This is a genomic window from Enterococcus sp. AZ170 (assembly GCF_050545135.1).
GTDB lineage: Bacteria > Bacillota > Bacilli > Lactobacillales > Enterococcaceae > Enterococcus_L > Enterococcus_L ureilyticus.
Window position 1 is genome coordinate 1,393,177 of record NZ_CP172947.1, and the last position, 26,944, is coordinate 1,420,120.

General features: G+C 37.1%; 22 protein-coding genes, 1 pseudogene and 1 riboswitch. Of the genes and pseudogenes, 19 read left to right on the forward strand and 4 right to left on the reverse strand.

All coding sequences use genetic code 11. The features are described from left to right. Positions 1 to 198 precede the first annotated feature (198 nt). Positions 199 to 576 (forward strand): hypothetical protein, encoded by a 378-nt coding sequence (locus IGJ55_RS06715; RefSeq protein ID WP_207121293.1) that lies wholly within the window; start codon positions 199 to 201, stop codon positions 574 to 576. Positions 577 to 642: 66 nt separating this feature from the next. Next, a complete protein-coding gene (locus IGJ55_RS06720) occupies positions 643 to 1,428 on the forward strand; it encodes a hypothetical protein (RefSeq protein ID WP_207121292.1) in 786 nt (261 codons plus the stop codon). Between the two features lie 75 nt (positions 1,429 to 1,503). On the opposite strand, the gene IGJ55_RS06725 is transcribed toward IGJ55_RS06720, so the two are convergent. Genes IGJ55_RS06725 through IGJ55_RS06735 form a run of 3 tightly spaced genes read right to left on the reverse strand, consistent with a single transcriptional unit; the run spans position 1,504 to position 4,786 of the window. Then, positions 1,504 to 2,685: an FtsW/RodA/SpoVE family cell cycle protein gene (locus IGJ55_RS06725; RefSeq protein ID WP_430607817.1), complete on the reverse strand. Its 1,182-nt coding sequence runs from the start codon at positions 2,683 to 2,685 to the stop codon at positions 1,504 to 1,506. Beyond that, complete coding sequence (locus IGJ55_RS06730; protein ID WP_207121290.1) at positions 2,682 to 3,863, reverse strand: FtsW/RodA/SpoVE family cell cycle protein; 1,182 nt, start codon at positions 3,861 to 3,863, stop codon at positions 2,682 to 2,684. Before IGJ55_RS06730 ends, IGJ55_RS06725 begins: the two co-directional genes overlap by 4 nt. Next, positions 3,860 to 4,786, reverse strand: coding sequence for an LCP family protein (locus tag IGJ55_RS06735; protein ID WP_429950879.1), 927 nt, complete (start codon positions 4,784 to 4,786; stop codon positions 3,860 to 3,862). Before IGJ55_RS06735 ends, IGJ55_RS06730 begins: the two co-directional genes overlap by 4 nt. Positions 4,787 to 5,044: 258 nt before the next feature. Beyond that, positions 5,045 to 5,214: riboswitch (M-box (ykoK) riboswitch) on the reverse strand. Between the two features lie 363 nt (positions 5,215 to 5,577). Here IGJ55_RS06735 and IGJ55_RS06740 point away from each other — a divergent pair. From IGJ55_RS06740 to budA, 3 genes are all read left to right on the forward strand, one after another. Further along, positions 5,578 to 7,800 (forward strand): glycoside hydrolase family 3 N-terminal domain-containing protein, encoded by a 2,223-nt coding sequence (locus tag IGJ55_RS06740; protein WP_430607820.1) that lies wholly within the window; start codon positions 5,578 to 5,580, stop codon positions 7,798 to 7,800. Between the two features lie 268 nt (positions 7,801 to 8,068). Then, positions 8,069 to 9,733, forward strand: a complete 1,665-nt coding sequence (gene alsS, locus IGJ55_RS06745) for an acetolactate synthase AlsS (protein ID WP_430607822.1) — start codon at positions 8,069 to 8,071, stop codon at positions 9,731 to 9,733. Positions 9,734 to 9,746: 13 nt separating this feature from the next. Next, positions 9,747 to 10,460 (forward strand): acetolactate decarboxylase, encoded by a 714-nt coding sequence (gene budA / locus IGJ55_RS06750; protein WP_069638571.1) that lies wholly within the window; start codon positions 9,747 to 9,749, stop codon positions 10,458 to 10,460. Between the two features lie 41 nt (positions 10,461 to 10,501). On the opposite strand, the gene rnhC is transcribed toward budA, so the two are convergent. Next, positions 10,502 to 11,431 carry a ribonuclease HIII gene (rnhC, locus tag IGJ55_RS06755; protein ID WP_430607823.1) on the reverse strand — a complete coding sequence of 310 codons (930 nt, stop codon included), beginning with the start codon at positions 11,429 to 11,431 and terminating at the stop codon, positions 10,502 to 10,504. 479 nt (positions 11,432 to 11,910) lie between these two features. Between rnhC and rimP the strand changes: the two genes are divergently transcribed. From rimP to dnaK, 14 genes and pseudogenes are all read left to right on the forward strand, one after another. Continuing rightward, entirely contained in the window at positions 11,911 to 12,384 is a 474-nt protein-coding gene (rimP, locus tag IGJ55_RS06760; RefSeq protein ID WP_429950889.1) for a ribosome maturation factor RimP, read from the forward strand. Positions 12,385 to 12,508: 124 nt separating this feature from the next. Continuing rightward, on the forward strand, positions 12,509 to 13,690 hold the full coding sequence (nusA, locus tag IGJ55_RS06765) for a transcription termination factor NusA (protein WP_429950892.1): 1,182 nt from the start codon (positions 12,509 to 12,511) through the stop codon (positions 13,688 to 13,690). Positions 13,691 to 13,708: 18 nt separating this feature from the next. Next, the gene (rnpM, locus tag IGJ55_RS06770; protein ID WP_069638567.1) at positions 13,709 to 14,005 is read left to right on the forward strand and encodes an RNase P modulator RnpM; all 297 of its coding nucleotides are present in this window, start codon (positions 13,709 to 13,711) and stop codon (positions 14,003 to 14,005) included. Next, a complete protein-coding gene (locus IGJ55_RS06775; protein ID WP_069638566.1) occupies positions 13,998 to 14,300 on the forward strand; it encodes a YlxQ-related RNA-binding protein in 303 nt (100 codons plus the stop codon). Before rnpM ends, IGJ55_RS06775 begins: the two co-directional genes overlap by 8 nt. Before the next feature lie 12 nt (positions 14,301 to 14,312). Beyond that, positions 14,313 to 16,922, forward strand: coding sequence for a translation initiation factor IF-2 (gene infB, locus IGJ55_RS06780; protein WP_430607826.1), 2,610 nt, complete (start codon positions 14,313 to 14,315; stop codon positions 16,920 to 16,922). Positions 16,923 to 16,955: 33 nt separating this feature from the next. After that, complete coding sequence (gene rbfA, locus IGJ55_RS06785) at positions 16,956 to 17,306, forward strand: 30S ribosome-binding factor RbfA (protein ID WP_069638564.1); 351 nt, start codon at positions 16,956 to 16,958, stop codon at positions 17,304 to 17,306. A 236-nt stretch (positions 17,307 to 17,542) separates the two neighbouring features. Next, positions 17,543 to 18,787, forward strand: coding sequence for a PcsB-like coiled-coil domain-containing protein (locus IGJ55_RS06790; protein ID WP_430607828.1), 1,245 nt, complete (start codon positions 17,543 to 17,545; stop codon positions 18,785 to 18,787). 223 nt (positions 18,788 to 19,010) lie between these two features. Then, entirely contained in the window at positions 19,011 to 19,931 is a 921-nt protein-coding gene (gene truB / locus IGJ55_RS06795; RefSeq protein ID WP_069638562.1) for a tRNA pseudouridine(55) synthase TruB, read from the forward strand. A gap of 17 nt (positions 19,932 to 19,948) precedes the next feature. Then, positions 19,949 to 20,884, forward strand: a complete 936-nt coding sequence (gene ribF, locus IGJ55_RS06800) for a riboflavin biosynthesis protein RibF (protein WP_069638561.1) — start codon at positions 19,949 to 19,951, stop codon at positions 20,882 to 20,884. 246 nt (positions 20,885 to 21,130) lie between these two features. Beyond that, positions 21,131 to 21,611 (forward strand): annotated as a pseudogene (locus IGJ55_RS06805) (magnesium-translocating P-type ATPase); the annotation flags it as partial. Between the two features lie 251 nt (positions 21,612 to 21,862). After that, complete coding sequence (gene hemW, locus IGJ55_RS06810) at positions 21,863 to 23,023, forward strand: radical SAM family heme chaperone HemW (protein ID WP_069638559.1); 1,161 nt, start codon at positions 21,863 to 21,865, stop codon at positions 23,021 to 23,023. A gap of 192 nt (positions 23,024 to 23,215) precedes the next feature. Continuing rightward, positions 23,216 to 24,259 (forward strand): heat-inducible transcriptional repressor HrcA, encoded by a 1,044-nt coding sequence (gene hrcA, locus IGJ55_RS06815; RefSeq protein ID WP_207121288.1) that lies wholly within the window; start codon positions 23,216 to 23,218, stop codon positions 24,257 to 24,259. A 62-nt stretch (positions 24,260 to 24,321) separates the two neighbouring features. Continuing rightward, on the forward strand, positions 24,322 to 24,864 hold the full coding sequence (gene grpE, locus IGJ55_RS06820; protein WP_069638557.1) for a nucleotide exchange factor GrpE: 543 nt from the start codon (positions 24,322 to 24,324) through the stop codon (positions 24,862 to 24,864). Between the two features lie 74 nt (positions 24,865 to 24,938). After that, positions 24,939 to 26,768, forward strand: a complete 1,830-nt coding sequence (gene dnaK, locus IGJ55_RS06825; RefSeq protein WP_069638556.1) for a molecular chaperone DnaK — start codon at positions 24,939 to 24,941, stop codon at positions 26,766 to 26,768. The last annotated feature ends 176 nt before the right edge of the window (positions 26,769 to 26,944 follow it).

A 26,944-nucleotide genomic window follows, 5' to 3' on the forward strand; every position in this document is an offset into this window, starting at 1 on the left:
CTCATATTCATATTTTATTCAGTATATGTTAAACTGAATAAGAAAATATAAAAAAACAGAAGATAGAAATAAATTCTTAAAATCTGATTCAAAGGACTGTGAATCAATAGATTCAATTAAGCAAGGATAGTTACACATGATTTTATTGTAAATATTTATAAATAATATAAAACCTAAAAGTAGATGGTGAAGAAATAAATGCATTCAATTCATGACTATGAAATAGAGAGCTACCGTGTTGATTTCAAAAAGAATACAATAATATTGGATATATCTTATAATCAAGACAAAAAACAGCTCATATTTTATGATGTTTTTTGCTATAGATTTTACGAAGAAATGCCGTATAGTATCTTCTTTGATTTGGAGAAAAGACCAATAGAAAATTTCTTTAGCGAGAATAAGGAGTTGCTAATCCAAGGGCAAAGATATGCATGGCCAATAATGTACGATTCATTACAAGAGTTAGAAGTACAGATAAAAAATTCTTCCTTACATTATCATGTACTCACGTCCTCTTATGGATTAAATGGCTGGATTCTAGCTGAACGAGTCGATATTATTACGGCTAAGTAAAGGATGATAAAATCAAAAAAGGCTCTATCCTAATGAGGGATACCCAGATAAAAAAGGAGTTTCACTATGAAAAAAATGATTATCTTATTCAGTACGTTCTTAATAATTACACTGACAGGTTGTTCTTTGGATAAAAAAACGAATCCATCTATCGATTCTTCCAATGATACACGGACTACTTCTGAAAAAGAACAAGTAAGTATTTCCCAAAAGGATTACACGTCACTTGTTGGACTGTGGGCGTGTTTAGATGAAGCAGCAATTGGTGATCAAGTATCTATCAAACAAAACGATGATGGATTAACGATTCAATATGCTGGTGAAGAGGAGACCGTGACAGAATTTATCGAAAAAAAATCAGAAAAAAATAGCAGCTATTTCAGATTTGAAAACAAAAATGATGAAACGGCCTATATGATTGATTTAAAAGCAGACGGAACGATAATCCTTAACCGAGGCACAACTAATGCTGAAATGACAGGGGAAAGTAAACCGATGGCATATAAGAAAGTAAAAGATACTACGGACGAAAAGCCAAAGAACAATAAAGGAGCAGCTAATTTTACTTTACAAGCTATCAAAGAAGAAGTAGAAAAAACTGGGGATTTTGAGATGTTCAAAAAGGATTTAGATTTTGATGATGATGATTTTAAAGTATTAGCAATTCAAGAAAGTGATGGGTATAGTTTTATTAGTGGTCCTGATAACGGAGAACCCGCAGCGATTGTTAAAGATGAAAGCGGCAATACAATTCGGGAAGACAATCCCTCAACAGATTCTAGAGCAACAACACTTAAAGAGGCAAGGGAATTGATTGAGACATTGAAAAATAACCAAGTAAATCATAATTAAATGGTTGCGTTGTTTTTTCTCTAAAACAAAGAGCTGAAATTCGGTATCGAGTTTCAGCTCTTTTCTGCATAATAATCAAGTCTCGATTTCATTTTTTTCTTTTTGATAATACATGGAAAGAATCAACCCAATTCCAATGAAATTAGCTAAATAAGCAGTTCCGCCTTGGCTGATAAAAGGCAGTGGGATACCAGTTAAGGGCAGCAAACCAATATTAGAGCCAATATTTTCAAGAATATGGAACAAGAAATACATGATCACTCCTGTTGTAATATAAGCATAAAACTCTCGCTTAGCGTGTAACGTACAGATCAGCATTTGATAAATCAAATAGAAGAAAAGTAAAATCAATAAACAAGTTCCAAGAAAGCCGTAAGCTTCTCCAATCACTGTAAAAATCATATCCGATTCCCTAACTGGTACATAAACTTGCAAATTTGTCAGTCCTTTTCCGACTAATTCACCAGAACCGATCGCTGTCAGTCCGCGCGCTTGCTGAAAAGAAATAGAATCAGCGTATTCAAAGGGATTAAGCCAAGCGTGGATTCGATTAAATTGATAAGGTTTAAAATGGAGATAAGAAAGTAGTTTTTGACCTTGTTCAGTTAAAACCAGTAGAATTCCGCTAATCCCAACGATGCTTAGCCCAGCGAATCCAACTGTTAAAATTTTCCACGAACAGCCAGAAACGACAACCATGCCTAAAAAAATGGAGACAAAGACTAAACTTGTTCCAAAATCTTTTTGATAAAACATTAATGCCAATATTGGTAAACTAACCAGACTCATTGCGCCTAATAAACGGAAATCATCTTTTAGAATAGAGGACGTTTGTGTTTGTTGTCTTTTTTTGGTAATAATGTAGGCTAGCATTAAAATATAGCCAAGTTTCATGAATTCTGATGGTTGAAATGAAAAAGGACCTAAACGAATCCAACGCTTGGTACCTGTAGCAGCGGCCATAACGGGATCATGAAATTTTATCAGTAAGCTCATTAAAAGCAAAGAGAGACTGTAAAAGACAGGGGTCAATTTCCATAAATAGTTAATTGGAATAAACATTGTGGCAAACATTGAAAGAATGCCCAATATTGTCCATAAAAGTTGTTTTTTCAATAAAGGAAATACAGAATCCACCGTTGGGTCAGCTTGAAATGCACCGTATTGTGCAATAAACCCAACTAAGATTAGAAGAAAAACAGGTAAAAGTAATGCATAATTTACAGGTTCCCTTTTAGAAGGCAAGGCTCGTTTCATGTTGTCCCTCCTTGTGCTTGGAATGTCTCTCTGATTTCTGTGGCGCGTGCATTTAAAGCTAGTCCGAGTGTCACGCTTAATATCAGCAAACTAGAGCCGCCGTAACTAATAAAAGGGAAGGTCAGACCGGTCATTGGAATGTAGCCTAAAAGACTACCGACATTCACAGAAACTTGCAGACAAAGCAGCGTACCGCAGCCAATATAAAGATAAGAATAATAAAGAGTTTTTGACTTTATTGCTAACAAAAATAAACGACCCACAATAAAGAAAACCAAAAATAAAATACCTAAAGAAACAATCAGGCCCAATTCTTCAATACAAATAGCAAAGATAAAATCTGTATCTGCTGCAGGTAAAAAGCCTTTTTTCTGAATACTATTACCTAAACCACGCCCGAAAAATCCGCCGTTGTGTATAGCGTAATAAGCATTTGACGTTTGAAACCCTTTACCTGTAGGATCGATGAAAGGGTTTTGCATCACTTCAAAACGTGTGACGAGATAACTAAATTTTTGCGGCATCCAGTTTTTTGGTATGGCTAATAAAAGAACAGTTCCCAAACGTTTGAGTGCCATAAAACTGATCAAAGCCAATGACATAAATAGTGGGGATAGCCCGCTGGATAAAAATAAGGTTAAAACCAGAATGAAAATCATTGATGCCCCAGCTATATTGGGTTGAATCGCAACAAAACACATAAAGAAAAGCGACACCATAAGGGATCGTTTGTGATTTTTGATTGTGAAAGGACGTAAAACATTATCTTTGGCTAAGTTTGCTGCTAGATAAAGAACTAGGATCAACGGGACTAATTCAGAGGGTTGAAATAAAAGGACACCTAAATTGATCCACCGTTTTGCTCCACCTACAGTAGTTCCAATCAATGGCAAAGCAGCGATTGAAAGAAAGGTGAGAAAAAGTAACATGAATAATAGTTTAGGTTTGCGCAGTACATTTAAGTGAATCCGATAAACAATACTCATGCAAAGTAAACTAAAAAGGAAATACATGGTTTGCTTGATGGCTTTACTAGCAGTGCCTAACTCACTGTCTAACAAGTGATAAGAGCTAGAACTGTAAACCATTAAAATGCCGATGATACAAAGAATCAGATACGGAAGCAAAATATAAAAATCTAGATACTGTAGTTTGGATGGTCTGCTAAGCCGTTTCATCTTTTTGCTCCATCATTCAAAAAATCGTGAATGGCAAGTTGATTTTGTTCCTCGTCAATTTCCAAGACACTGCCAGCTTCGGTATAATCATTAAACGCCCAGCTACCTGAGACTGGGATGGAAAGGGTCTCTAGATTTTTGACTTTACCAGTTAGAAAATCTTTTGCTAAATCGACAAGGACATCTGCTGGAATGTTTGTATCCAAGTAGCCAACAGCTTCACCAGCAATTTTAGGTAATTGTAAGAACGAAACGGCATTTTTAGACTGCTTTGCTAATGCATCCATCACTTGCTGCTGCCTCCTCACTCGACCAAAATCTCCTTCTTCATCCATTCTAAAACGAGCATACTGTAACAACGTATTACCATCCATGACTTGGATACCTTTTTTGATATCAACATTGTCTAAATTAATATCTTTTTCTGCATCAATTTCGATTCCTTTAGGATAAAGCTCATTGATCAAACGGATAAAATTATTAAAGTCGGCTGAAATGTAATAATTGATCGGTAAGCCGAAAGAATCGTTAAGGACTTTTCTAGTTAACTCTGCTCCACCAAACGCATAAGCGGCATTGATTTTCTCTAAACCATATTCTGGGATTTTGACATAAGAATCCCTCATGATCGAAACAAGTTTTGGTTGTTTGGTCTCGCTATTATAATGAGCGACCATCAGCGTATCTGCTCGACCGCCATCTTCATCATCTTCACGACCATCATCACCAATCAGCATAATGGTGATTTCTTTCATATTTGTTTGTTGATCACCGGAAAAATCTTTGTTTTTCGTAGGATTTACTTGAGATTGTGCTGCTTTTTTTCCATTATGGAAGCTGATTACAGTGTAACTGCCGATTGCTGCAAAAAGGAGAACAATACAAAGCAGCGTACAAATTACGATTTTGTTCACTAGTTTCATTTTTTATTCCTCGCTAATCATTTTAATTGATCATCAAATAAAGTGTGCATTAGGAAATCGACTTAGATGTCGGTATAAAAAGATAGTTGTGCTACATATAAAAGGTATTAACAGCTTTATATCAAAAAAACGTTGATATCTCTGCTTATTCACCTCCTGCTAATTAAAAAGCTGAGAAATACCTTATTTATTAAAACAAAAAACCTTCGCTTAACTAACTCAGCGAAGGTGGATTGATTGCAGCACAAATAGAGCTTTTCATCATTCTCATCGTTGAGTTTTAGCACTATGAAACGTAAAAAGCTGAGCTTTTAGCTACTTTGTGAAAAGCCTTAATTCGACAATTCCTGTCCTACCCATGCCTGTCTTTCGACATTTTTGAGCAGTAGCCTGTGTTTTCATAGGAGCCTCACCTAACAAGTTATTCAGATCGCCTTAAATATAGTGAAGATCTTGACTAAAGTCAATAAAGTGAATATTAAATTTTTTATAATAAAACGTTGTGAAATATGCTGACAGGTGTTATTTTATCTAAGCTAAAATAGCACTTTAACCATTAAGGGCACGGTTTTCACTTATCTGATAAGGTTCTACTTTTATATGATTTTGATTTGGAAAAGTTTAATGGTCATTTCTTTACATTTTCTTAAACATATACAGACAAAATACACACGTTTGTAAAACAGAAGCAAATAAAATCCCAAATAGACATCGCATCGGGTTAACATTTATTGTAAGATAGAAAGAAGTGAAAGAATGCGTTTACGGCATAATGAAATGGGGAAAAATAAATGGGCTACAAAAAGACTTCTCAAGGAAATTGGATACTGGTCGAGAATGAAAATGGTGCAACTCTGGGTTATTCAACGGCTTCAGGTGTTACTTTGATAGAAGAAGATGGTTTTGCTTTTAAAGATTTAAATAAGAATGGACTTTTAGATCCTTATGAAGATTGGCGCTTGCCGCTTGAGGAGAGAATTGAAGATTTAACTGCAAAATTGACGATCGATCAGATTGCTGGATTAATGTTGTATAGTAGGCATCAAACGGTTTCTAAAAGTCAGAATCATTTTGTGGAAATGTTCTCAGGAACGTATGACGGAAAATCGCTAGATCATTATAGCGGATCTATTGCGAATTTAACGGATCAGCAAAAAGAATTTTTAGAAAAAGATCATATTCGTCATGTCTTATTAACTCTGGTGGATGCTCCTCAAATTGCTGCTGAGTGGTCGAATAATTTACAAGCAATGGCTGAAAGTTTAGATTTGGGTATTCCAGTAAACGTCAGCTCAGATCCAAGACATAGCACTAGTGCTGATACAGAATTTAATGCAGGTGCTGGTGGGGATATTTCAAAATGGCCAGAGCAATTGGGCTTAGCTGCAACATTCGATCCTGGCTTGGTAAAGCAATTTGGTGAAGTCGCAAGTCAAGAATACAGGGCACTTGGCATCACAACTGCCTTATCTCCGCAAATTGATTTAGCGACAGAGCCACGCTGGATGCGTTTTTCTGGAACATTTGGAGAAGGGGTCAAATTAGTCACCGATTTGGCTAAAGCTTATTGTGATGGTTTTCAAACAACTGAATATGAAACGGATGGCTGGGGCAGTGAAAGCGTCAATGCAATGGTCAAGCACTGGCCTGGTGGCGGAAGCGGTGAAGCTGGTCGTGATGGTCATTATGGTTATGGTAAATATGCAGTTTATCCTGGTAATAATTTTAGTGAACATTTAAAACCATTTCTTCATGGTGCATTTGATCTAGAAGCAGGAACCAAAAAAGCTTCTGCTGTGATGCCTTATTACACAATTTCTTATGATCAAGATCAAAAAAATCACGAAGATGTCGGAAATGGATTTAGTGAATATATCATCAATGATTTATTGCGTAAAAAGTATGCGTATGACGGAGTTGTTTGTACAGATTGGTCGATTACAGCAGACGCGGTCAAATTAGATCAATTTATTGGTGGAAAAAGCTGGGGCGTAGAAAGCTTAACGGTGGAAGAACGTCATTATAAAGCATTGGCAGCAGGTGTTGATCAGTTCGGTGGAAATAATGAGATAGCGCCGGTTTTGGCTGCTTATGAATTAGGTATCGCTGAACATAGCGAGCAAGTGATGAAAGAAAGATTTCGTATCTCAGCTCGTCGAATATTGAAAAATATTTTTCAAACAGGTCTATTTGAAAATCCCTATTTGATACCGAAGCGATCAGAAGAAATAGTAGGTAATCCTGAATTTATGGAACGTGGCTACAAGGCACAGCAAAAATCTTTAGTTTTACTAAAAAATAAACATCACTTGTTGCCGTTAAAAAAACAAACAAAAGTGTATATTCCTAAACAAAAAATTGGTGAATCCTCAGATTGGTTTGGTAATGTTCAGCCTGCTTGTGAAAAAAAACCGGTTAATCCTGCTATCGTAGAAAAGTATTTTCAAGTAGTAGAATCTCCAGATAAAGCGGATGTTGTGCTTGTTTTCTTAGACTCACCGAAAACAGTTGGTTATGCTAGTGACGCTGAGGGAAATGGCTATTTGCCGATTAGCTTACAATATTTACCTTATACTGCTAAATACGCTCGGAAAGAAAGTTTGGCTGGTGAAGACCGTTCCTATTTTGATAAAAGCAATACAGCAGCTAACAATCAAGATATTGAAACGATTATGACAATAAGAAAAGATTTTCCAGACTTACCGATTGTCGTTTCTCTCCTGATGAAAAATCCCACAATAGTGAAAGAATTCGAGCAGCTTGTGGATGGAATTATCGCAGATTTTGGTGTCCAAACACAAGCGATATTGAGTGTTTTGAGTGGTGAGGCTACGCCTTCCGGATTATTGCCGTTTCAGATGCCTAAAAATATGGAAACGGTTGAACAACAACAAGAAGATGTTCCATTTGACATGATTTGCTACAAAGATGAACTAGGTCATGTATATGATTTTGGTTACGGCATGGATTTTGAGCATCAAATTAAAGACAAGCGCTTGAATTATCGAAACTAAAATGGTTGAGAGGTTGCTTTTGCTCCCACCGTTTATTCGCATTCTAGGTGACTGAGGTGTAACTCGCAGAGTTATGTCTCAGTCACTTTTCCTTTTTGCCAAACAAATCGTTAAACAAAAAGAAGCTTCCATGCTATAATCATAAAAAATGATACAGGTTTTAAAACTGTATTATAAAATTTTGTATTTAGTGATTTTATTCAATGAAAAATTCTTTCTTAAGGTTATTTATATGTAATGAAACACTATTGAATAGGGAGTGTAACACGTGGCGGATAAAAGCAGAAATGGTGCTGAAGTGATTGTAGAAAGTTTAAAAAATCATCAAGTTGATTATGTCTTTGGGATTCCAGGAGCAAAGATCGACGGCTTGTTTAATGCATTAGTTGATGACGGCCCAGAATTAATCGTAACGCGGCACGAGCAAAATGCGGCATTTATGGCGGCAGCGGTTGGACGCTTGACCGGACATCCTGGCGTAGTAGTTGCAACAAGTGGTCCAGGTGCCAGTAATCTTGCAACAGGTTTAGTCACAGCAACAGCAGAAGGTGATCCTGTATTGGCGATTGGCGGTCAAGTGAAACGACGTGACTTGTTAAAATTAACGCATCAAAGTATGAACAACGCTGCCTTATTTGAGCCAATTACGAAATATAGTGCAGAAATTCAAGATCCAGAAACTATTTCTGAAGTGTTAGCAAATGCTTATCGGTTGGCGAAATCGTCAAAAAGGGGAGCCAGTTTTATCAGTATTCCTCAAGATGTAGTGGATAGTTCAGTTGAATCAGCTAGTATCAAGCCGCTAAGTGATCCAAAAATCGGATCAGCTTCACCTGAAGACATTCAGTATCTGTCTGAATTAATTCAAGGAGCTGAGTTACCTGTTTTATTAGTTGGCATGAGAGCATCAACTGCAAAAGAAGCAAAAGCAATTCGTGACATTGTTGCCAAAACCAAAATTCCAGTGGTGGAAACATTCCAAGCAGCAGGTGTGATTTCTAGACAATTAGAAGATCATTTCTTTGGACGAATCGGCTTGTTCCGTAATCAACCTGGCGATATGCTATTAAAACGTAGTGATTTAGTCATTGCGGTTGGGTACGATCCGATTGAGTATGAGGCTAGAAATTGGAACGCAGAAGGGGAATCTAAAATTATAGTAATTGATGATACACCAGCTGAAATCGATCAATATTTCCAACCAGAAAAAGAATTGATTGGCGATATTGCACAGACATTAACGGTTCTTTTACCAAATATCGAGGCTAAAACGTTGTCAAAGAAAACAAGAGACTATTTGAATGTCTTACATGAGAAATTAGTTAAACGAGATGATATCAAAGAACGAGCGACGAATGGCTTGATTCATCCTTTGGAGGTTATTGAAACGTTACAAACTATTGTGACGGACGAGATGACGGTTACGGTGGATGTAGGCAGTCATTATATTTGGATGGCTCGTCATTTTAGAAGCTATGAACCGAGACATTTACTTTTTAGTAATGGTATGCAAACACTAGGTGTGGCACTTCCATGGGCGATTTCTGCTGCGTTAGTTCGTCCGAATACACAAATCATCTCTGTGTCAGGAGACGGGGGTTTCTTATTTTCTGCCCAAGATCTTGAAACAGCAGTTCGTAAAAAATTGAAAATCATCCATTTGATTTGGAATGATGGGCGCTATAATATGGTTGAATTTCAAGAACAGCTAAAATACCATCGGATTTCGGGTGTAGACTTTGGACCAGTCGATTTTGTGAAATACGCTGAAGCTTTTGGTGCAAAAGGCATAAGAGCAGAAAATAGTGATGAACTAAGAGAGGCAATTTTAACTGGTATCAAAACAGAAGGTCCAGTCGTGATCGATATTCCAATTGATTACCAAGACAACGAAAAACTTGGTGAAACGATTTTGCCGGATCAGTTTTATTAGAAAGGTGATAGCAATGACAAAAGAAGCAATTTTATACCAGCATGGGACGCTAGGTGCATTAATGGCTGGTTTAATGGATGGTACGGAAACAATTGCTAATATTTTGGAAAAAGGTGATTTTGGGATTGGCACTTTAGCTGGCCTAGATGGAGAACTGATTATTCTAGATGGAAAAGCGTATCAAGGGAGAGAAGATGGTGCTTTGATCGCCATTAATGAAGAACAAAAGACCCCTTATGCAGCAGTAACGAACTTTAAGCCGACAATCAAGTTTCCCATTGAGCACTCTGCAAATAACCTGCAAATCAATACGTTGATTCGTGAACAATTAAAGAGTGAAAACCTTTTTCACGCAATCAAAATTCATGGGAAATTTAAAGAAGTACGTATACGAGCAATGCCTAAGCAAGAAAAACCATATAAACGATTAGTTGAAGTGTCTAAAGAACAACCTGAGTTTGTTAAAAGAGATGTTTCTGGTACGATCATTGGCTTCTTTACTCCTGAATTGTTTCAAGGCGTTGCGGCAGCGGATTTTCATTTGCACTTTATTGACGATGAGGAGACGTTTGGTGGTCATTTGATGGATTTTGAATTAGAATCTGGAACAATTGAAATCGAACCAATGGATTCTTTATTGCAGCATTTTCCCAAAAATGATGAGACATTTATTCATACTGAAATCGATTATGCTGATTTGGATAAGGAAATTCAAGAAGCAGAGTAAAACTTGCCTAAGACAGTTGGTCAAACCGTCTTAGGCAAGTTTTATTTGGCAGCGATTTTTTTCGCTTTTTCAGTATTCGCAAAATGAAGTTTGGCATATTTACTTAGTAATTCGATTCCGCCTTTGGCTAATATGGCAGCTGCAACTTTATCCGAAGTGGCGCCAGCTCCAGAAGGAACGTTCATTCCTAATTCTTTTGCTTCTTTGTCTAGTTCTTCTAAGAAGGCTGCTCGGCTAATAATCGACGCAGCTGCAACTGCGACATGGTATTGTTCGCCTTTGGTAATAAAGTACAGCTTTTCAGTGACCTGATTTTGTTCACTGTGAACATACTTTTTATAATTGGTTTCTGGTGTAAATTGATCGATCAAGATGGCTTCTGGTTTTATAGGGGCAATCTCTTTCAATAATAAATAAATAGCCTGATTATGAAGAGCGACTTTCATATGGACTGCATTGTATTTAGGCTGGATTTGATTATATTTTTCTGGTTCAACAATTAGCAATCTGTGTGGGATCAGCTCTTTAATAACTGAAGAAAGCTTTACGATCTGTGGATCAGTCAACTCTTTTGAATCTCTAACACCAAGTGCTTTTAACTTTGTAACCATTGTTTTATCTACATAAGCAGCACAGACTGTGACAGGTCCAAAATAACTACCGTTACCAACTTCGTCGCTACCTAAGACAGAAAGCTGACTAAAGTTGGCAGGCAATATCGTTGTCTTTTTTGAAGAGGCGTTATGCGCTTTTTTACCGGGCACAGCGTTTACCCATCTAGCGGCAGCTTTTTCAGCATCAGGTCCTTGAAAAACGATTTTACCTGAGGTGTAGGCGGTAATAGTGATGCTTCCGACTTTTGCTACAAAATCAGTATAAGGAACAGTTTTATTTAGTAGATTATTTTTATAAAAGGCGTGCATTTTTTTTATCGTATCTTTCGTAACTTTAATTACCTGTGTTTGTGACATGGAGGTACTCCTTTCAAATCTTCCTATTCATAGTAAAACAAAAAAATAGAAAAGTGAAGTAAGATTCTTTGATAATTTGAAAAAGTAAATGAAGAGAAAAGCCAGTTTAATAACCTAGATTTGAGTTTTCAGTCAATCTATGATAGAATACATTATAAGTAATGATACTAGTTTGAGTGAGCGGATTTCTGCTCACTCTTTTTAATGGAGTAACATAAAATAATAGTTGTTGAAACGTTGATTTAGTTCACTTTTCAATATTCAGTTATGTGAATCAGCCCTTTTCAATCAGAGTAATAGAGCACTCGACAAAGAAATGTCGAAAGTCAAAATACCTGTTTTTTATTAGAGCTGCAATATATACTCCGCTTTTCTATTGTCTAGTTGTATGAAGCCGTTTTTAAGCAACACCTCGGCACGATTCATTCTTCTTTTCTAAAAACTAGTACGTTACATAAATCTCGAAGGAGGCGAAAATTTTGAGTAGTGTTGTGGAAACTGTTACCGAGTTAGTCACACCAATCTTAGAAAAACAAAATTTTGAACTTGTAGAAGTCGAGTTTGTCAAGGAAGGAAGAGACTGGTTTCTCCGTGTCTTTATTGATAAAGAAGGCGGTATTGATATCTTAGATTGCGCACTTGTCAGTGAGCAGCTAGATGAAAAGCTTGATGCTATGGATCCAGATCCGATTCCTCAAGCGTACTTTCTGGAAGTGTCCTCTCCGGGAGCTGAACGTCCGTTGAAGAAGGAAAGCGACTATGAACAAGCAGTTGGAGAATACATTCATGTTTCACTTTATCAAACAATTGATGGTGAAAAACAATTTGAAGGTGTCTTAAAATCAGTTGATAAAGATCAGTTGACCTTGACAGTCAAAATCAAAACAAGAGTCAAAGATTATACATTTGAACGAAAAAACATTGCAAAAGCTCGTTTGGCAATTCAGTTTTAATCAGTAAAAATAAAAAGCAGAACGTTCCAGTTTTTGCTTATCACAGGATGCAAGAATCGACTCATAAGAAGTTGATCCGCTCCGTTCACCTTTCATTTAGACAGTAGGAGGAAATGATAAAAAAATGAGCAAAGAAATGTTAAATGCACTGGATGCATTAGAAGCTGAAAAAGGTATTTCTAAAGAGATTGTGATTGACGCATTGGAAGCAGCCTTAGTTTCCGCATATAAAAGACATTATGGACAAGCACAAAACGTTGAAGTCGAATTTGATGGAAAAAAAGGAAACATCCATGTTTATGCCGTTAAAGAAGTAACAGAAGAAGTATTTGACTCACAGCTTGAAGTATCGTTGAAAGAAGCAATGGAAGTCAATAAAGCGTATGAAATGGGTGACAAAATTCGGTTTGAAGTAACACCCAAAGATTTTGGCCGCATTGCAGCGCAAACAGCAAAACAAGTTATTTTACAACGCGTTCGTGAAGCAGAAAGAAACATTATCTACAACGAATTCAGTGCATATGAAAATGACATTATGCAAGGAATCGTCGAAAGACAAGACCGTCGTTATATTTATGTAAACTTAGGCAAGATCGAAGCAGTGTTATCTAAACAAGATCAAATGCCAAATGAATTTTATCAACCACATGATCGTATCAAAGTGTACGTTTCAAAAGTTGAAAATACCTCAAAAGGTCCGCAAGTTTTCGTTAGCCGTAGTCATCCTGATTTATTGAAGCGATTATTTGAACAAGAAATCCCAGAAGTGTATGATGGAATAGTAGAGATCGTCAGTATTGCTCGTGAAGCGGGTGACCGTTCTAAAGTTTCTGTCCGTTCAACTGATTCCAATATTGACCCTGTTGGAACGTGTGTAGGACCAAAAGGACAACGTGTTCAAGCTATCGTGAACGAATTAAAAGGGGAGAATATGGATATCGTTGAATGGAGTGAAGACCCAGCTGTTTTCATCAGCAACGCACTGAATCCGGCCCAAGTAGTCGATGTTATCTTTGATCCAAACAACAGCAAAGCTTGTACAGTTGTGGTTCCTGACTATCAGTTATCACTTGCTATCGGTAAAAGAGGTCAAAATGCACGTCTAGCAGCAAAATTAACTGGCTTTAAGATCGATATCAAACCTGAATCTGAAATGGAAACTTATTATGCTGAACAAGCAGAAAATCAAGCAACCGTTGAAGAAGATGCATTTGACGAGGCAATCGTGGCATCTGACATGACTGCAGATGATTATGAAAATGTGGCATTTGAAGAAGAAACAGTAGAAGACGAAGAACAAGTTTAACGATTTGGAGGGAATGAAATGAAAAAAAGAAAAGTCCCGATGCGTAAATCTGTTGTTTCAGGTGAAATGAAACCGAAAAAAGAATTAGTTCGAATCACACGCTCTAAAGAAGGTGAAGTTGCAATCGATCCCACAGGTAAAATGCCGGGTCGAGGTGCTTATGTTTCACTTGAACCTAAAGAAGTCCAAGCTGCATGGGACAAACGAATTTTAGATCGTGTGTTGGAGACAACATTAACGGATGTTTTTTACCAAGAATTATTAGACTATGTTGAACACCAAAAAGCACGTAAAGAGCTGTTTGGCAATGAATAAAGAAAAAATATTAAATTTATTAGGTTTGGCTATGAGAGCTGGAAAACTAGTGACCGGTGAAGAATTGACAATCGGTGATATCCGTAGTAATAAAGCAAAATTTGTTTTTGTTGCCTCAGATGCTAGTGAAAATACAAGAAAGAAAATTAAGGATAAATGTTCTTATTACAATGTTCCATACAATGAGTCGCTTTTACATGCAGAATTAAGTCACGCAATCGGTAGAACGCGTATGGTGATCGGCATCAATGATCAAGGCTTTGCGACCAAGTTCAAGGAACTAATCAAAGGTTAGGAAGGTGATTGCATGGGGAAAAAAAGAATTTATGAATTAGCAAAAGAAATCAATCAATCGAGTAAAGATGTTGTTGAAAAAGCACATGCTTTAGGTATGGATGTGAAAAATCACATGGGCGCAATTTCTTCTGAGGACGAATCAAAACTTCGCAACTCATTTGGAGGAAACAAGCCTGCACCAACACAACAAAAAACAGCAGCAAAACCACAAGCAGCACAAAGTGGTCAAGGACAAACAAAACCAGCAAATCCAAAACCAGCTAACCAAAATGGAAATAGACCAAACCAAACTCAACAAAGACCGCAACATCAAAACGGACAACAAAATCGTCCGCAGCAAAACAATCAAAACCGTCCAGCGCAACAAGGACAACAAAACAATCAAAACCGTAACAACCAAAATCGTAACATGCAAGGAAGCAGCCAAAATATGACTCAAAACCGTTCAAACCAAGGACAACAAAATCGTCCGCAGCAAAACAATCAAAACCGTCCAGCTCAAACAGGACAACAAAATAATCAAAACCGTAACAATAATCAAAATCGTCCAGCGCAAAGCAATACGCAAAATACGAACCAAAATCGTCCAAACCAAAGTACAACTCAAAATCGTCCTGCACAAACAGGACAACAAAACCGTCCGCAACAAGGACAAGGCAACACTAATGCACAAGGAAATCAAAACCGTAATAATACAAACTCTGGAAACCGCAACAATAGTTTTGGCGGAGGAGGCGGTGGTCAAAATCGTAACCGTAACGGCTACAATAACCAAAACCGCAACAGATTCAATAAAAAAGGCAAAAAAGGGAAATACCAAGAATCAACAAAACCAGCAGTTCCTGCTCGTAAATTCCGTGAATTGCCAGATGTATTAGAATATACAGAAGGAATGAACGTAGCTGATATCGCAAAGAAAATTCACCGCGAGCCAGCTGAAATTATCAAAAAGTTATTTATGATGGGCGTTATGGTCAACCAAAACCAATCACTAGATAAAGAAACAATTGAACTATTAGCCGTAGATTATGGCATGGAACCACAAGAAAAAGTTCAAGTTGATGTCGCTGATATCGACAAATTCTTCGAGCCAGAAGCGTTAGTTGAAGAAAATCTTGTAACACGTCCACCCGTTGTAACCATCATGGGTCACGTTGACCATGGTAAAACAACATTGCTTGATACATTACGTAATTCACGTGTAACCTCAGGCGAAGCAGGTGGGATCACGCAACATATTGGTGCCTACCAAATCGATATCGACGGTAAACCAATTACATTCCTAGATACACCAGGACATGCTGCGTTTACAAGTATGCGTGCTCGTGGAGCTGGTATCACAGATATTACGATTTTAGTCGTTGCAGCAGATGATGGTGTTATGCCACAAACTGTCGAAGCGATCAACCATGCGAAAGCGGCAGAAGTGCCAATTATTGTGGCAGTCAATAAAGTGGATAAACCAGGTGCTAACCCTGATCACGTAAAACAAGAATTAAGTGAACACGGCTTGATTCCAGAAGAATGGGGCGGAGATACGATCTTCGTAAACATTTCAGCTAAATTCAATCAAAATATTGACGAGTTACTAGAAAATATTCTATTAATTGCTGAAGTAGAAGACTTGAAAGCTGATCCAACCCAACGTGCGATTGGTACAGTAATCGAAGCTCGTTTGGATAAAGGAAAAGGACCTGTTGCGACATTACTTGTTCAGCAAGGTTCATTACGCGTTGGTGATCCGATTGTTGTCGGAAATACATTCGGACGTGTCCGTGTGATGACTAATGATATCGGCCGTCGTGATAAAGCAGTAGGACCTGCAACACCAGTCGAAATCACTGGTTTGAATGATGTGCCGCAAGCAGGCGATCGTTTCGTAGTCTTTGAAGATGAAAAAACAGCTCGTCAAGCAGGTGAAGAACGTGGCAAACGTGCACAACTTGAACAACGTTCATCAAATAATCGTGTAACATTAGATAACTTGTTTGAAAGTCTAAAAGAAGGCGAATTGAAAGACGTTAACGTGATTATCAAAGCAGATGTACAAGGGACGGCTGAAGCTCTTGCAGCAAGCTTACAAAAAATCGAAGTTGCTGGTGTTCGTGTGAAAATCGTTCACTCGGCTGTTGGTGCAATCAATGAAAGTGACGTGACACTTGCTGCAGCAAGTAATGCGATCATCATTGGCTTTAACGTTCGCCCAACACCACAAGCAAAACAACAATCAGATCAAGAAGAAGTAGATATCCGTTTACACCGTATCATCTACAAAGCAATTGAAGAAATCGAAACAGCAATGAAAGGGATGCTAGATCCAGAATTTGAAGAAAAAATTACGGGTCAAATGACGGTTCGTGAACTTTACAAAGTATCTAAAGTTGGAACGATTGCTGGTTGTTATGTCACAGAAGGTTCTATCCGTCGTGATAGTGGTGTTCGTGTGATTCGTGACGGAATCGTTATCTTTGAAGGCAAACTTTCTAGCTTGAAACGCTTCAAAGATGATGCCAAAGAAGTGAAACTTGGCTTTGAATGTGGTGCGATGGTTGAAAACTTCAATGATCTTAAAGTTGACGATGTAATTGAAGGCTTTGTTATGGAAGAAATCAAACAATAACACCAAATAAAGTAAGAAAGAAGGAGAAACAGTATGGCAAATTATCGTGACCGCCGAGTAGGTCAAGAAATCATGCGTGAAATCAATGATATATTGAGAAAACGTGTCAGAGACCCACGTGTGCAAGATATTACAATTACCGATGTTCGAGTAACTGGCGATCTGCAACAAGCGACGATTTATTACAGTTTGTTATCTGATCTAGCTTCTGATCACCAAAAAGCGCAACAAGGATTAGATAAAGCCAAAGGATTGATCCGTAAAGAATTAGGACAGCATTTAACATTGTATAAAACGCCGGAACTGATTTTTGAAAAGGATGAGTCTGTTCAATATGGTAATCATATTGATGAATTGATTCGTAAATTGAATCAAGGAGAATAAAAAACGCAGTGAAATTGTGTATCACTAGAGCTGGAGAGGATGATCCTCTTCAGCTTTTTTAGTCTATTTCTAAAAAGAATAGCAAGAGAGTAAGATTTTCTTGTAATAGACTTATTTTTTGTAATTAAACTGAAAGAAAATGTAACAAATTTAACAATTAAATAAGACGTATTTGTGCTATCATATTAGAATATGAGTATCATTAAGAAATTGTTGAAGAAAATGGAGGGGCAATAGTGAAGAAAAAAAGCTTGTCATTATTAATTGTTAGTTTGGTTACAGTTGGAGGCACAATAGCGCCAATCAGTTCATTAGCTGAGACGACTGATAAAAAAATAGAACAGCAAGATAAAGAAATTTCTGCTTTAAAAGAAAAACAAAAAGGTGTAGCAGCACAAATTACAACCTTAGAAAATGAAATTTCTTCGATTTTTGATGATGGAATTGCTCTAAATAAACAAAAAACAGCTTTAACCGAAGAATCTGAACAACTAAAAAAAGATATTGAAGCATTAGATATACGTATTAACAAACGTACCGAAGCAATTCAAAAACAAGGTAGAAATGTTCAAGTAAATGGACAAGGTACACAAATTCTTGATATGCTTTTAAACGCTGAATCAATTTCAGACGCAGTTGGTCGCGTCCAAGCGATTTCATCAATTTTAACAGCGAATAATGACTTAGTGAAACAACAAAAAGAAGACAAAACACTTGTTGAAACTAAAAAATCAGATATTCAAAAAAACTTAGCGGATATTGAAGAAGCAACGGCTCAGCTTGAAAAAGAAAAAGAAAATCTTGTGGCAAAGCAGGCAGATTTAAATGTGTTGAAGGCAGAGGTAGATTCAGAAACATCCGGAGCGGAAAGCTCAAAAAATACCTTGCTGAAACAACAACAAGAAGCACTAAAAGCGCAACTTGAAAGTGAAGCAAAAAAGAAGACGGAGAAAAAAGCAACAGCATCTAGTCAACCTGAAAAACAAGCTGCTCAAAGTCAAGTAACAGATGAGCAGACGACAACAACTACTAACAATACAACAGACACAAATAATACAGGAGATACCAATTCAAGTGGAAGTAATTCAAACAATCAAGAAGTGACAAAACCTTCCGAAACACCTAAGCAGCCAGTGGTACCACCTGTTACTTCTGGTGACGCAACATTCCAAGCATTAAATGCCTTACGTACAGCTAACGGATTAAATCCAGTTAGTTGGGATGCAGGACTTGCAGCTGCAGCGACTAGTCGAGCGGCAATCATGCAAAACTATCAAGTGCCTTCAGATCACTGGAATAGAGGAGACGAAGTGATTGCGTTCATGTTCGCCCCAGGAAATTCTGTGATCATGGCTTGGTATAATGAAACGAATATGTCATCACCATCAGGAACAGGTCACAGAGACTGGGAAATGAATCCTAATATGACACGAGTTGGATTTGGTTATGTAGGAGATGTAATTGTGGGACATTCTGCTTAGTCCTTACTCTTTACTACAAATGAATTCAAGCAAAAAACACACGATCGGAGCGTAAGATAAGACTATTACTTAGTTTTATTTTATGCTTTTTTAGTTTTAGAAAAAATAGACTATTCAATGGACAAAAACAGTCATGCTTTAACTAGAACTTACTTTTAAAAAATGAATTTCTGAGTTCTTCTGTGCTATAATAAATAAGTTAATAATCTAATGGAGGAAAACAATGGACGGTATTTTACCTTTATGGAAAGAAGCTGGCATGACAAGTCATGACTGTGTTTTTAAACTAAGAAAAATTTTACATACGAAAAAAATCGGTCACGGCGGTACATTAGATCCAGATGTATCTGGAGTGCTACCTATTTGTATCGGCAAAGGAACGAAGGTAATCGAATATATGGTGGATTCTGGGAAAACATATGAAGGCGAGATTACATTAGGTTTTTCTACGACAACGGAGGATGCAAGTGGAGAAATCGTTGAACAAGAGACACTTGCCCAACCTTTTTCAAACGAAGAAATCGACGCCGCAATGAAAAATATGACTGGTACGATTACGCAAATTCCACCTATGTTTTCTGCAGTCAAAGTTAATGGTAAGCGTCTTTATGAGTATGCTAGAAATGGTGAAGAGGTTGAACGCCCAACCAGAAAAGCGATGATTTATTCTTTTGAACGTCTAAATGAACCTGAATTCGATGCCATAAAAGGAACTCAAAGCTGGCGATTTAAAGTGGTCTGTGGTAAAGGGACCTATGTTCGAACCTTGTCTGTGGATACAGGACTTATTTTAGGAGTGCCCGCACATATGTCTGACTTAACTCGAACTGCAAGTGGCGGCTTAACAGCAGAGCAAAGTTTAACGTTAGCGCAAGTGGCAGAAATTATGGAAAAAGAGACGATCGATGAGACATTGCTTCCAATCGAAATAGCAATCGAGCGTTTCCCAAGAATTGATTTATCTGAAAAACTTTATCAAAAAGTGAAAAATGGGGTCCGTTTTACCCCTGATGAACTTGGCTTAAAAGAAATGCCACGCGATTTAGTAGCATTATTTTATCAAGAGCAAGTGGTAAGCTTGTATATGGCCCATCCAACGAAACCCAATGTATTAAAACCTAGCAAGGTGCTAAGAAATAATTAATAGAAAGAAGTTTTATCATGCAAATCATTCCAATTAGACATCCGTACACTATAGACCAAATTCCAACGGATGAAGTCGTAATGGTCTTAGGTTTTTTTGATGGTGTTCATCGTGGACATCAAAAAGTGATTGAAACAGGAAAACAAATCGCGCAAGAAAAAGGCCTGAAATTAGCTGTAATGACCTTTAATCAGCATCCGTCTATCGTTTTTCAAAAAGTCTTGCCTGAAAATATGAAATATTTAAACAGCTTAGAACAAAAAGAACGATTGATGGCAAGTAAGGGTGTAGATATTTTATATGTAATTGAATTCACTTCCGCATTTGCTCATTTAGCGCCACAAGAATTTGTGGATCAATACATTGTCGGCTTACATGCCAAAGTGGCAGTATCTGGTTTTGATTATACATACGGTCCTAAAGAGATTGCCGATGTTGCTCACTTACCAGATTATGCTAAAGAGCGTTTTGAGATTGTTACTGTGAGCAAAGAAGAGCTTGACGGTGCAAAAATTAGTTCGACACGGATTCGTGAATTAATGGAAGCTGGCAAGATGGAGGAGGTCACTGAGTTATTAGGTTACGTCTATGAAACAGACGGAACGGTTGTTCACGGTGATGCTAGAGGTCGTTTATTAGGATTTCCTACTGCAAATATCAAGGTGAAAAGTACTGTGCGCCTGCCGCGAATCGGTGTTTATGCTGTGCAAATTCAAATAGGCAATAAATGGTATGTTGGTATGGGATCGATTGGGCATAATGACACGTTTGGTGATGGTCGTGATCTCACAGTTGAAGTATATATTTTAGATTTTCATCAAGATATATATGGGGAACAGGTCACTGTTAGGTGGACTCATTATTTACGCGATCAGGTTAAATTTGATGGAGCAGAAAGTTTGATTGTACAGCTGAAACAAGATGAACAAGATGCAGCAAATTATTTTTTATAAGCTTTTAGAGACTGGTTTAATATTTACCAGTTTTAAATAAAAAGACTAAATAGTCAGCCGATTTTCAAGGCTAACTATTTAGTCTTTTAGTTTACATTAGTGATAATGAGCTGAACAATGTAGAATTTGTTTCTTTTTGTTTTGTTCGTTGACAAGAGATGTTAGTTAGTGATGATAGAATTTTCTGTAAATGAGAAGACATATACGTATTTTAGGAATAAATAGACATGACTCGAAGTGGGAGGCTTTACAAAAGTAACCCCTGATCAAAAAACAAAAATCGTTAAAGCGTTGAAAAGAATGAACAAACAGTTGGCTTTATGGGAGACGGAATCAATGATGCTGGAGCGATGAAAGTGTCAGATGTTATTGTATTACAAAAAGACTTGATGGTTTTAAAAAAGGTATTATATCAGGTCGACGAGTCTTCAGCAATACAATGAAATATATCAAAATAACCGCAAGTTCTAATTTTGGTAATGTGTTTTTTGTTATTCCAGCAAGTATCTTTTTACCGTTTCTACCAGTAGCACCAATCCAATCACTCTTTTTAAATTTGGTTCATAATACGTCAGACATGTGTGGTCCGTGGGATATTGCGGGTGCTAAGTATGTAGAAAAAACTAAAAAATGGGAAGCTAAATCGATGGGTTCATTCATGAGATGGTTTGGCCGGACAAGTTCGATTTTTGAAATCGTAACGTATTTATTTTTAGTCAGATTGGTCAAAAAAATCTATATGAAAAAATATCGAAAATTGTTATAGAAAAAATAATGTTTATTTGCAAAATAGTATAACGAATGAATGGCATTTTGAGCTCTTTAAAGAATTAAATTGCCATTTTGTTTGTCTCTAATGGGTAATGAGTGATTATTGACTCAATTTAAACTATTTTATGGCTGAATATGTTAAGATAAGAGGCGTCTTCTATAGAATAGTCTATAAATTAGAGGACTTGTAAATTGGAGGAATAAAAATTGAAAAACAAAAATACAAAGATTTCAGCTTATATACATATCCCGTTTTGTGAACATATCTGTTTCTACTGCGATTTTAATAAAGTTTTTCTGGAAGGTCAACCAGTTGATGAATATATCCAAAGCCTTTTGAAAGAGATTCGTCTGACCAAAGAGCAATATCCCAGCAAAACGACCGAAACGATTTACATAGGAGGCGGTACGCCAACTTCTTTATCAGCTAAACAGTTAGATGTATTATTAAAAGGTGTTCGTGAATTACTGCCGATCGACCCAGCAAATGAATTTACTATAGAAGCTAATCCAGGTGATCTAACCCAAGAAAAGCTACAAGTGATGAAAGAATATGGGGTAAATCGGTTATCCATGGGGGTTCAAACTTTTGATAATCAGCTGTTGAAAAAAATTGGACGCAAACATACTGCAGAAGATGTCTATGAGACTATGAAATTTTTAGAAAAAGAAGATTTTTTAAATGTGAGTATCGATTTGATCTATGCCTTACCTGGTCAAACGCTAGAAGGTTTTCAAGATACCTTGAAGCGGGCAATCGAACTTGACTTACCACACTATTCACTTTACTCTTTGATTTTGGAAAATAAAACAATGTTTATGAATTGGGTTCGCCAAGGTCGCCTACAGTTGCCAGATCAAGATGTGGAAGCCCAAATGTTTGAAGAAACAATCATTGCAATGGAAAAGGCCGGACGTCATCAATATGAAGTAAGCAATTTTGCTTTGAAAGGCCAGGAAAGTCAGCATAATTTAGTTTATTGGAATAATGATCACTACTATGGTTTTGGCGCAGGAGCAAGCGGCTACTTAGGTCATACTCGTTATCGAAATCATGGACCGATTCAGCATTATTTAAAACCATTAAAAGCAAACCAGCTACCCACTGTTGAAACAGAAATCCTGACATTGAATAATCAAATGGAAGAAGAGCTGTTCTTGGGTTTGCGAAAAATGAATGGTGTGTCAAAGAGAAAATTCGAAGAAAAATTTGGACGAGCGTTAAATCAAGTCTACAAAAAGACGATTCCTGACTTGGTTCAAAAAGGTTTGTTGCTGGAAAGTGACGGACATATAAAATTGACTGAACAAGGGCTTTTCATAGGGAATGACGTATTTGAAGCATTTCTTATTGATAAAGAAGAATAAGCTTAAGCTGTATGTTTAAGAACGAAACTAAGCATTAGTCTGCTTTAGTTTCGTTCTTTTTACGGTTTTTAGCACTCGTATACAAAGAGTGCTAAAAAATGTGTTTTTCTCTTGACAATTCTAACAGAACTTGCTATATTAATAATTGTATTAGCACTTGAATAACATGAGTGCTAATGAAGGGTGGTAACTATGATAACAGATAGACAAAAGAATATTTTGCGACTTATCATCCAAGAATACACGAATACAGGGACACCTGTAGGATCAAAGAAGTTGATGGAAGAAGGAATCAAGTCAAGTTCTGCAACGATCCGCAATGACATGAAAGCCTTGGAAGAACATGGGTTGCTATTAAAAACACATTCTTCTTCAGGTAGAATACCTTCAATGGATGGTTATCGCTACTATGTGGATCATCTACTAAGTCCGACAGAAGTTGAGCATGATGAATTAGAAACGATTCGTCATTCTTTTGGAAGAGAGTTTCATGAGATCAATGATATCATTGAGCAATCTGCTGAAATTCTTTCTAATTTGACTAGTTATACCGCTTTTTCTTTAGGACCAGAAGTGAAAGAACGAAAGCTAACAGGTTTTCGAATTGTTCCGCTGAATGAGCGGCAAATCATTGCGGTGATTGTCACAGATAAAGGCAATGTTGAAAGCCAAGTATTTGCAATTCCAGCATCAGTCTCCAGTCAAGATTTGGAAAAAATGACGCAAATTATCAATGATAAGCTTGTTGGTCAGCCTTTACTGACCGTATATCATCGTTTGCGAACGGAAATCCCGATGATTTTACATCGTTATTTTCAAACACCAGACGGCATGATGCGTTTATTCGATGCAATGTTAGGTCATGCATTTGAAGAAAAAGTATTTGTTAGCGGACGCATGAACGTGCTAGATTTTGGTTTAAAAGAAGACATCAATCAATTAAAGTCAGTTTACTCATTTATGAAAAATACAGATGCGCTTACACATTTGTTAACGACTGAAGATCAAGAGGATTCAGCGATTGCTATTCGAATCGGATCGGAAATCGGAAATGATTTACTGGATAACATGAGTATGATCACGGCGACATATGAAGTATCTGGACACGGTAAAGGAACGATTGCTCTATTAGGTCCAACAAGTATGCCATATTCAAAAATGTTTAGTTTAGTGGATGTATTCCGCGATGAGCTAGCTTCAAAACTTGGTGCTTATTATCGTTTCCTTGATGAATAGCCATAAGTTGAAAATATAGAATTCTAATTAATTCTACGAAATTGAGAAGGGAAGTTGCCAGAGTGAGTAATAAAGAAGAAACGAATGAGGAATTACAGGAAGAACACATGGAAGCAATCGATGATTCCGGTGTTTCAGAGGTAGAAGCCGAAATGACAGAGTTAGAGAATGCCAAAGCAGAATTTTCTGAAATGGAAGATAAATTCTTAAGAGCGCGTGCCGAAATTGCTAATATGAGCAATCGTTTCAAAAATGAGCGTGAACTTTTAGTTCGCTATCGTTCACAAGATTTAGGTAAAAAATTATTACCTTCACTTGATAATTTAGAACGTGCGATGGCAATCGAAGTTGATGATGAACAAGGTGCAAGCCTGAAAAAAGGCATCTCGATGGTTTTAGAAAGTGTACAGGCTGCTTTGAAAGAAGAAGGCATCGAAGAAATTCCAACGATGGGTGAAGTTTTCGATCCTAATTTACATCAGGCAGTTCAAACGATTCCAGCGAGTGATGAAACACCAGCTGATACAATCGTTGAAGTCTTACAAAAAGGCTACAAATTACATGACCGCGTTTTACGAGCAAGCATGGTAATTGTTGCGCAGTAAACAACAAGATAAAATGCTTGTATTATATAAATTGAAAAATCAAAAATTAAAATGAAGATAGGAGATCATTAATTATGAGTAAAATTATTGGTATTGACTTAGGAACAACAAACTCAGCAGTTGCAGTATTAGAAGGCGGAGAAGCAAAAATCATTGCAAATCCAGAAGGAAATCGTACGACACCTTCAGTCGTATCATTCAAAAATGGTGAAATCCAAGTTGGTGAAGTCGCAAAACGTCAAGCCGTGACAAATCCACATACAATTGCCTCAATCAAACGTCATATGGGCGAAGCTGGCTATAAGGTAGAAGCTGATGGCAAATCTTATACACCGCAAGAAATTTCTGCAATGATCTTGCAATATTTAAAAGGGTTCGCAGAAGATTATCTTGGTGAAAAAGTGGATAAAGCCGTTATCACAGTTCCAGCTTACTTCAACGATGCACAACGTCAAGCAACAAAAGACGCTGGTAAAATCGCTGGTCTAGAAGTAGAACGTATCGTAAACGAACCAACAGCTGCTGCATTAGCATATGGTTTAGACAAAACAGATAAAGACGAAAAAGTATTAGTATTTGACCTTGGTGGTGGTACATTTGACGTATCGATCCTTGAATTAGGGGATGGCGTATTCGACGTATTATCAACTGCCGGAGATAATGAATTAGGTGGAGATGACTTTGACAACAAAATCATCGACTATATGGTAGCGGAATTCAAAAAAGAAAACGGTGTTGACTTATCTAAAGATAAAATGGCTGTTCAACGTTTGAAAGATGCTGCTGAAAAAGCGAAAAAAGATTTATCAGGTGTAACATCAACACAAATCAGCTTACCATTTATCACAGCAGGAGATGCTGGTCCATTGCACTTAGAAATGAACTTAACTCGTGCGAAATTCGATGAATTAACAAGTGATTTAGTAGAACGTACAAAAACTCCAGTACGCCAAGCGTTGAAAGATGCTGGTTTGAACCCATCTGAAATTGACGAAGTAATCTTGGTTGGTGGATCTACACGTATCCCGGCTGTTGTAGAAGCTGTACGTAAAGAAACAAACAAAGAACCAAACAAATCAGTAAACCCAGATGAAGTAGTTGCAATGGGAGCTGCGATCCAAGGTGGGGTTATTACAGGTGATGTGAAAGACGTTGTATTATTAGACGTAACACCATTATCATTAGGTATCGAAACAATGGGTGGCGTATTTACTAAGTTGATCGATCGTAATACAACGATCCCAACAAGTAAATCACAAGTATTTTCAACAGCAGCGGACAATCAACCAGCTGTAGATATTCATGTATTACAAGGCGAACGTCCAATGGCTGCGGACAATAAAACATTAGGTCGTTTCCAATTGACAGATATTCCAGCGGCTCCTCGTGGTGTGCCTCAAATCGAAGTAAGTTTTGATATCGATAAAAATGGTATCGTAAACGTACGTGCAAAAGATTTAGGAACGCAAAAAGAGCAAACAATCACAATCAAATCTTCTTCAGGTTTATCAGACGATGAAATCGAACGTATGGTGAAAGATGCTGAATCAAATGCTGAAGCTGATAAAGCACGTAAAGAAGAAGTTGATTTACGTAACGACGTTGACGCTTTATTATTCACTGTTGATAAAACATTGAAAGAATTAGAAGGTAAAGTAGACGCAGACGAAGTGAAAAAAGCAGAAGATGCTCGTGATGAGTTAAAAGCAGCTGTTGAAGCAAACGATATCGAACAAATGAAAGAAAAACGTGATTCATTAAACGAGATCGTTCAAAACTTAACTGTAAAACTTTATGAACAAGCAGCGCAACAACAAGCAGAAGAAAATCCAGAAGCTGCACAAGGTGGAGCAGACGATGTTGTAGATGCTGACTTTGAAGAAGTAGAAGGCGACGACAAATAATCCTTGATCGTTAACAAGCTGGCAAAGACCAAAGTCATCGCTTTGGTCTTTGCCTATCTTTATTTCTAGATAAAGATAGGCAAATCAAGGGAAGCTATTTTGCTTTTACTTAATTTGTGGTATGATTACAACGATGTTTTTATACAAATAAGTTGGCGTCGATCCTATTTTAGAAT

What these genes read in the sequence shown, in the direction of transcription:
- rnhC (WP_430607823.1), bottom strand. Translation starts at nt 11,431, where the DNA reads ATGTCACAAACACAGGTAATTAAAGTTACGAAAGATACGATAAAAAAA.
- nusA (WP_429950892.1), top strand. Translation starts at nt 12,509, where the DNA reads ATGAGCAAAGAAATGTTAAATGCACTGGATGCATTAGAAGCTGAAAAA.
- IGJ55_RS06720 (WP_207121292.1), top strand. Translation starts at nt 643, where the DNA reads ATGAAAAAAATGATTATCTTATTCAGTACGTTCTTAATAATTACACTG.
- truB (WP_069638562.1), top strand. Translation starts at nt 19,011, where the DNA reads ATGGACGGTATTTTACCTTTATGGAAAGAAGCTGGCATGACAAGTCAT.
- IGJ55_RS06730 (WP_207121290.1), bottom strand. Translation starts at nt 3,863, where the DNA reads ATGAAACGGCTTAGCAGACCATCCAAACTACAGTATCTAGATTTTTAT.
- IGJ55_RS06735 (WP_429950879.1), bottom strand. Translation starts at nt 4,786, where the DNA reads ATGAAACTAGTGAACAAAATCGTAATTTGTACGCTGCTTTGTATTGTT.
- hrcA (WP_207121288.1), top strand. Translation starts at nt 23,216, where the DNA reads ATGATAACAGATAGACAAAAGAATATTTTGCGACTTATCATCCAAGAA.
- ribF (WP_069638561.1), top strand. Translation starts at nt 19,949, where the DNA reads ATGCAAATCATTCCAATTAGACATCCGTACACTATAGACCAAATTCCA.
- IGJ55_RS06715 (WP_207121293.1), top strand. Translation starts at nt 199, where the DNA reads ATGCATTCAATTCATGACTATGAAATAGAGAGCTACCGTGTTGATTTC.
- rbfA (WP_069638564.1), top strand. Translation starts at nt 16,956, where the DNA reads ATGGCAAATTATCGTGACCGCCGAGTAGGTCAAGAAATCATGCGTGAA.
- rnpM (WP_069638567.1), top strand. Translation starts at nt 13,709, where the DNA reads ATGAAAAAAAGAAAAGTCCCGATGCGTAAATCTGTTGTTTCAGGTGAA.
- IGJ55_RS06725 (WP_430607817.1), bottom strand. Translation starts at nt 2,685, where the DNA reads ATGAAACGAGCCTTGCCTTCTAAAAGGGAACCTGTAAATTATGCATTA.
- IGJ55_RS06740 (WP_430607820.1), top strand. Translation starts at nt 5,578, where the DNA reads ATGGGCTACAAAAAGACTTCTCAAGGAAATTGGATACTGGTCGAGAAT.
- infB (WP_430607826.1), top strand. Translation starts at nt 14,313, where the DNA reads ATGGGGAAAAAAAGAATTTATGAATTAGCAAAAGAAATCAATCAATCG.
- budA (WP_069638571.1), top strand. Translation starts at nt 9,747, where the DNA reads ATGACAAAAGAAGCAATTTTATACCAGCATGGGACGCTAGGTGCATTA.
- IGJ55_RS06775 (WP_069638566.1), top strand. Translation starts at nt 13,998, where the DNA reads ATGAATAAAGAAAAAATATTAAATTTATTAGGTTTGGCTATGAGAGCT.
- dnaK (WP_069638556.1), top strand. Translation starts at nt 24,939, where the DNA reads ATGAGTAAAATTATTGGTATTGACTTAGGAACAACAAACTCAGCAGTT.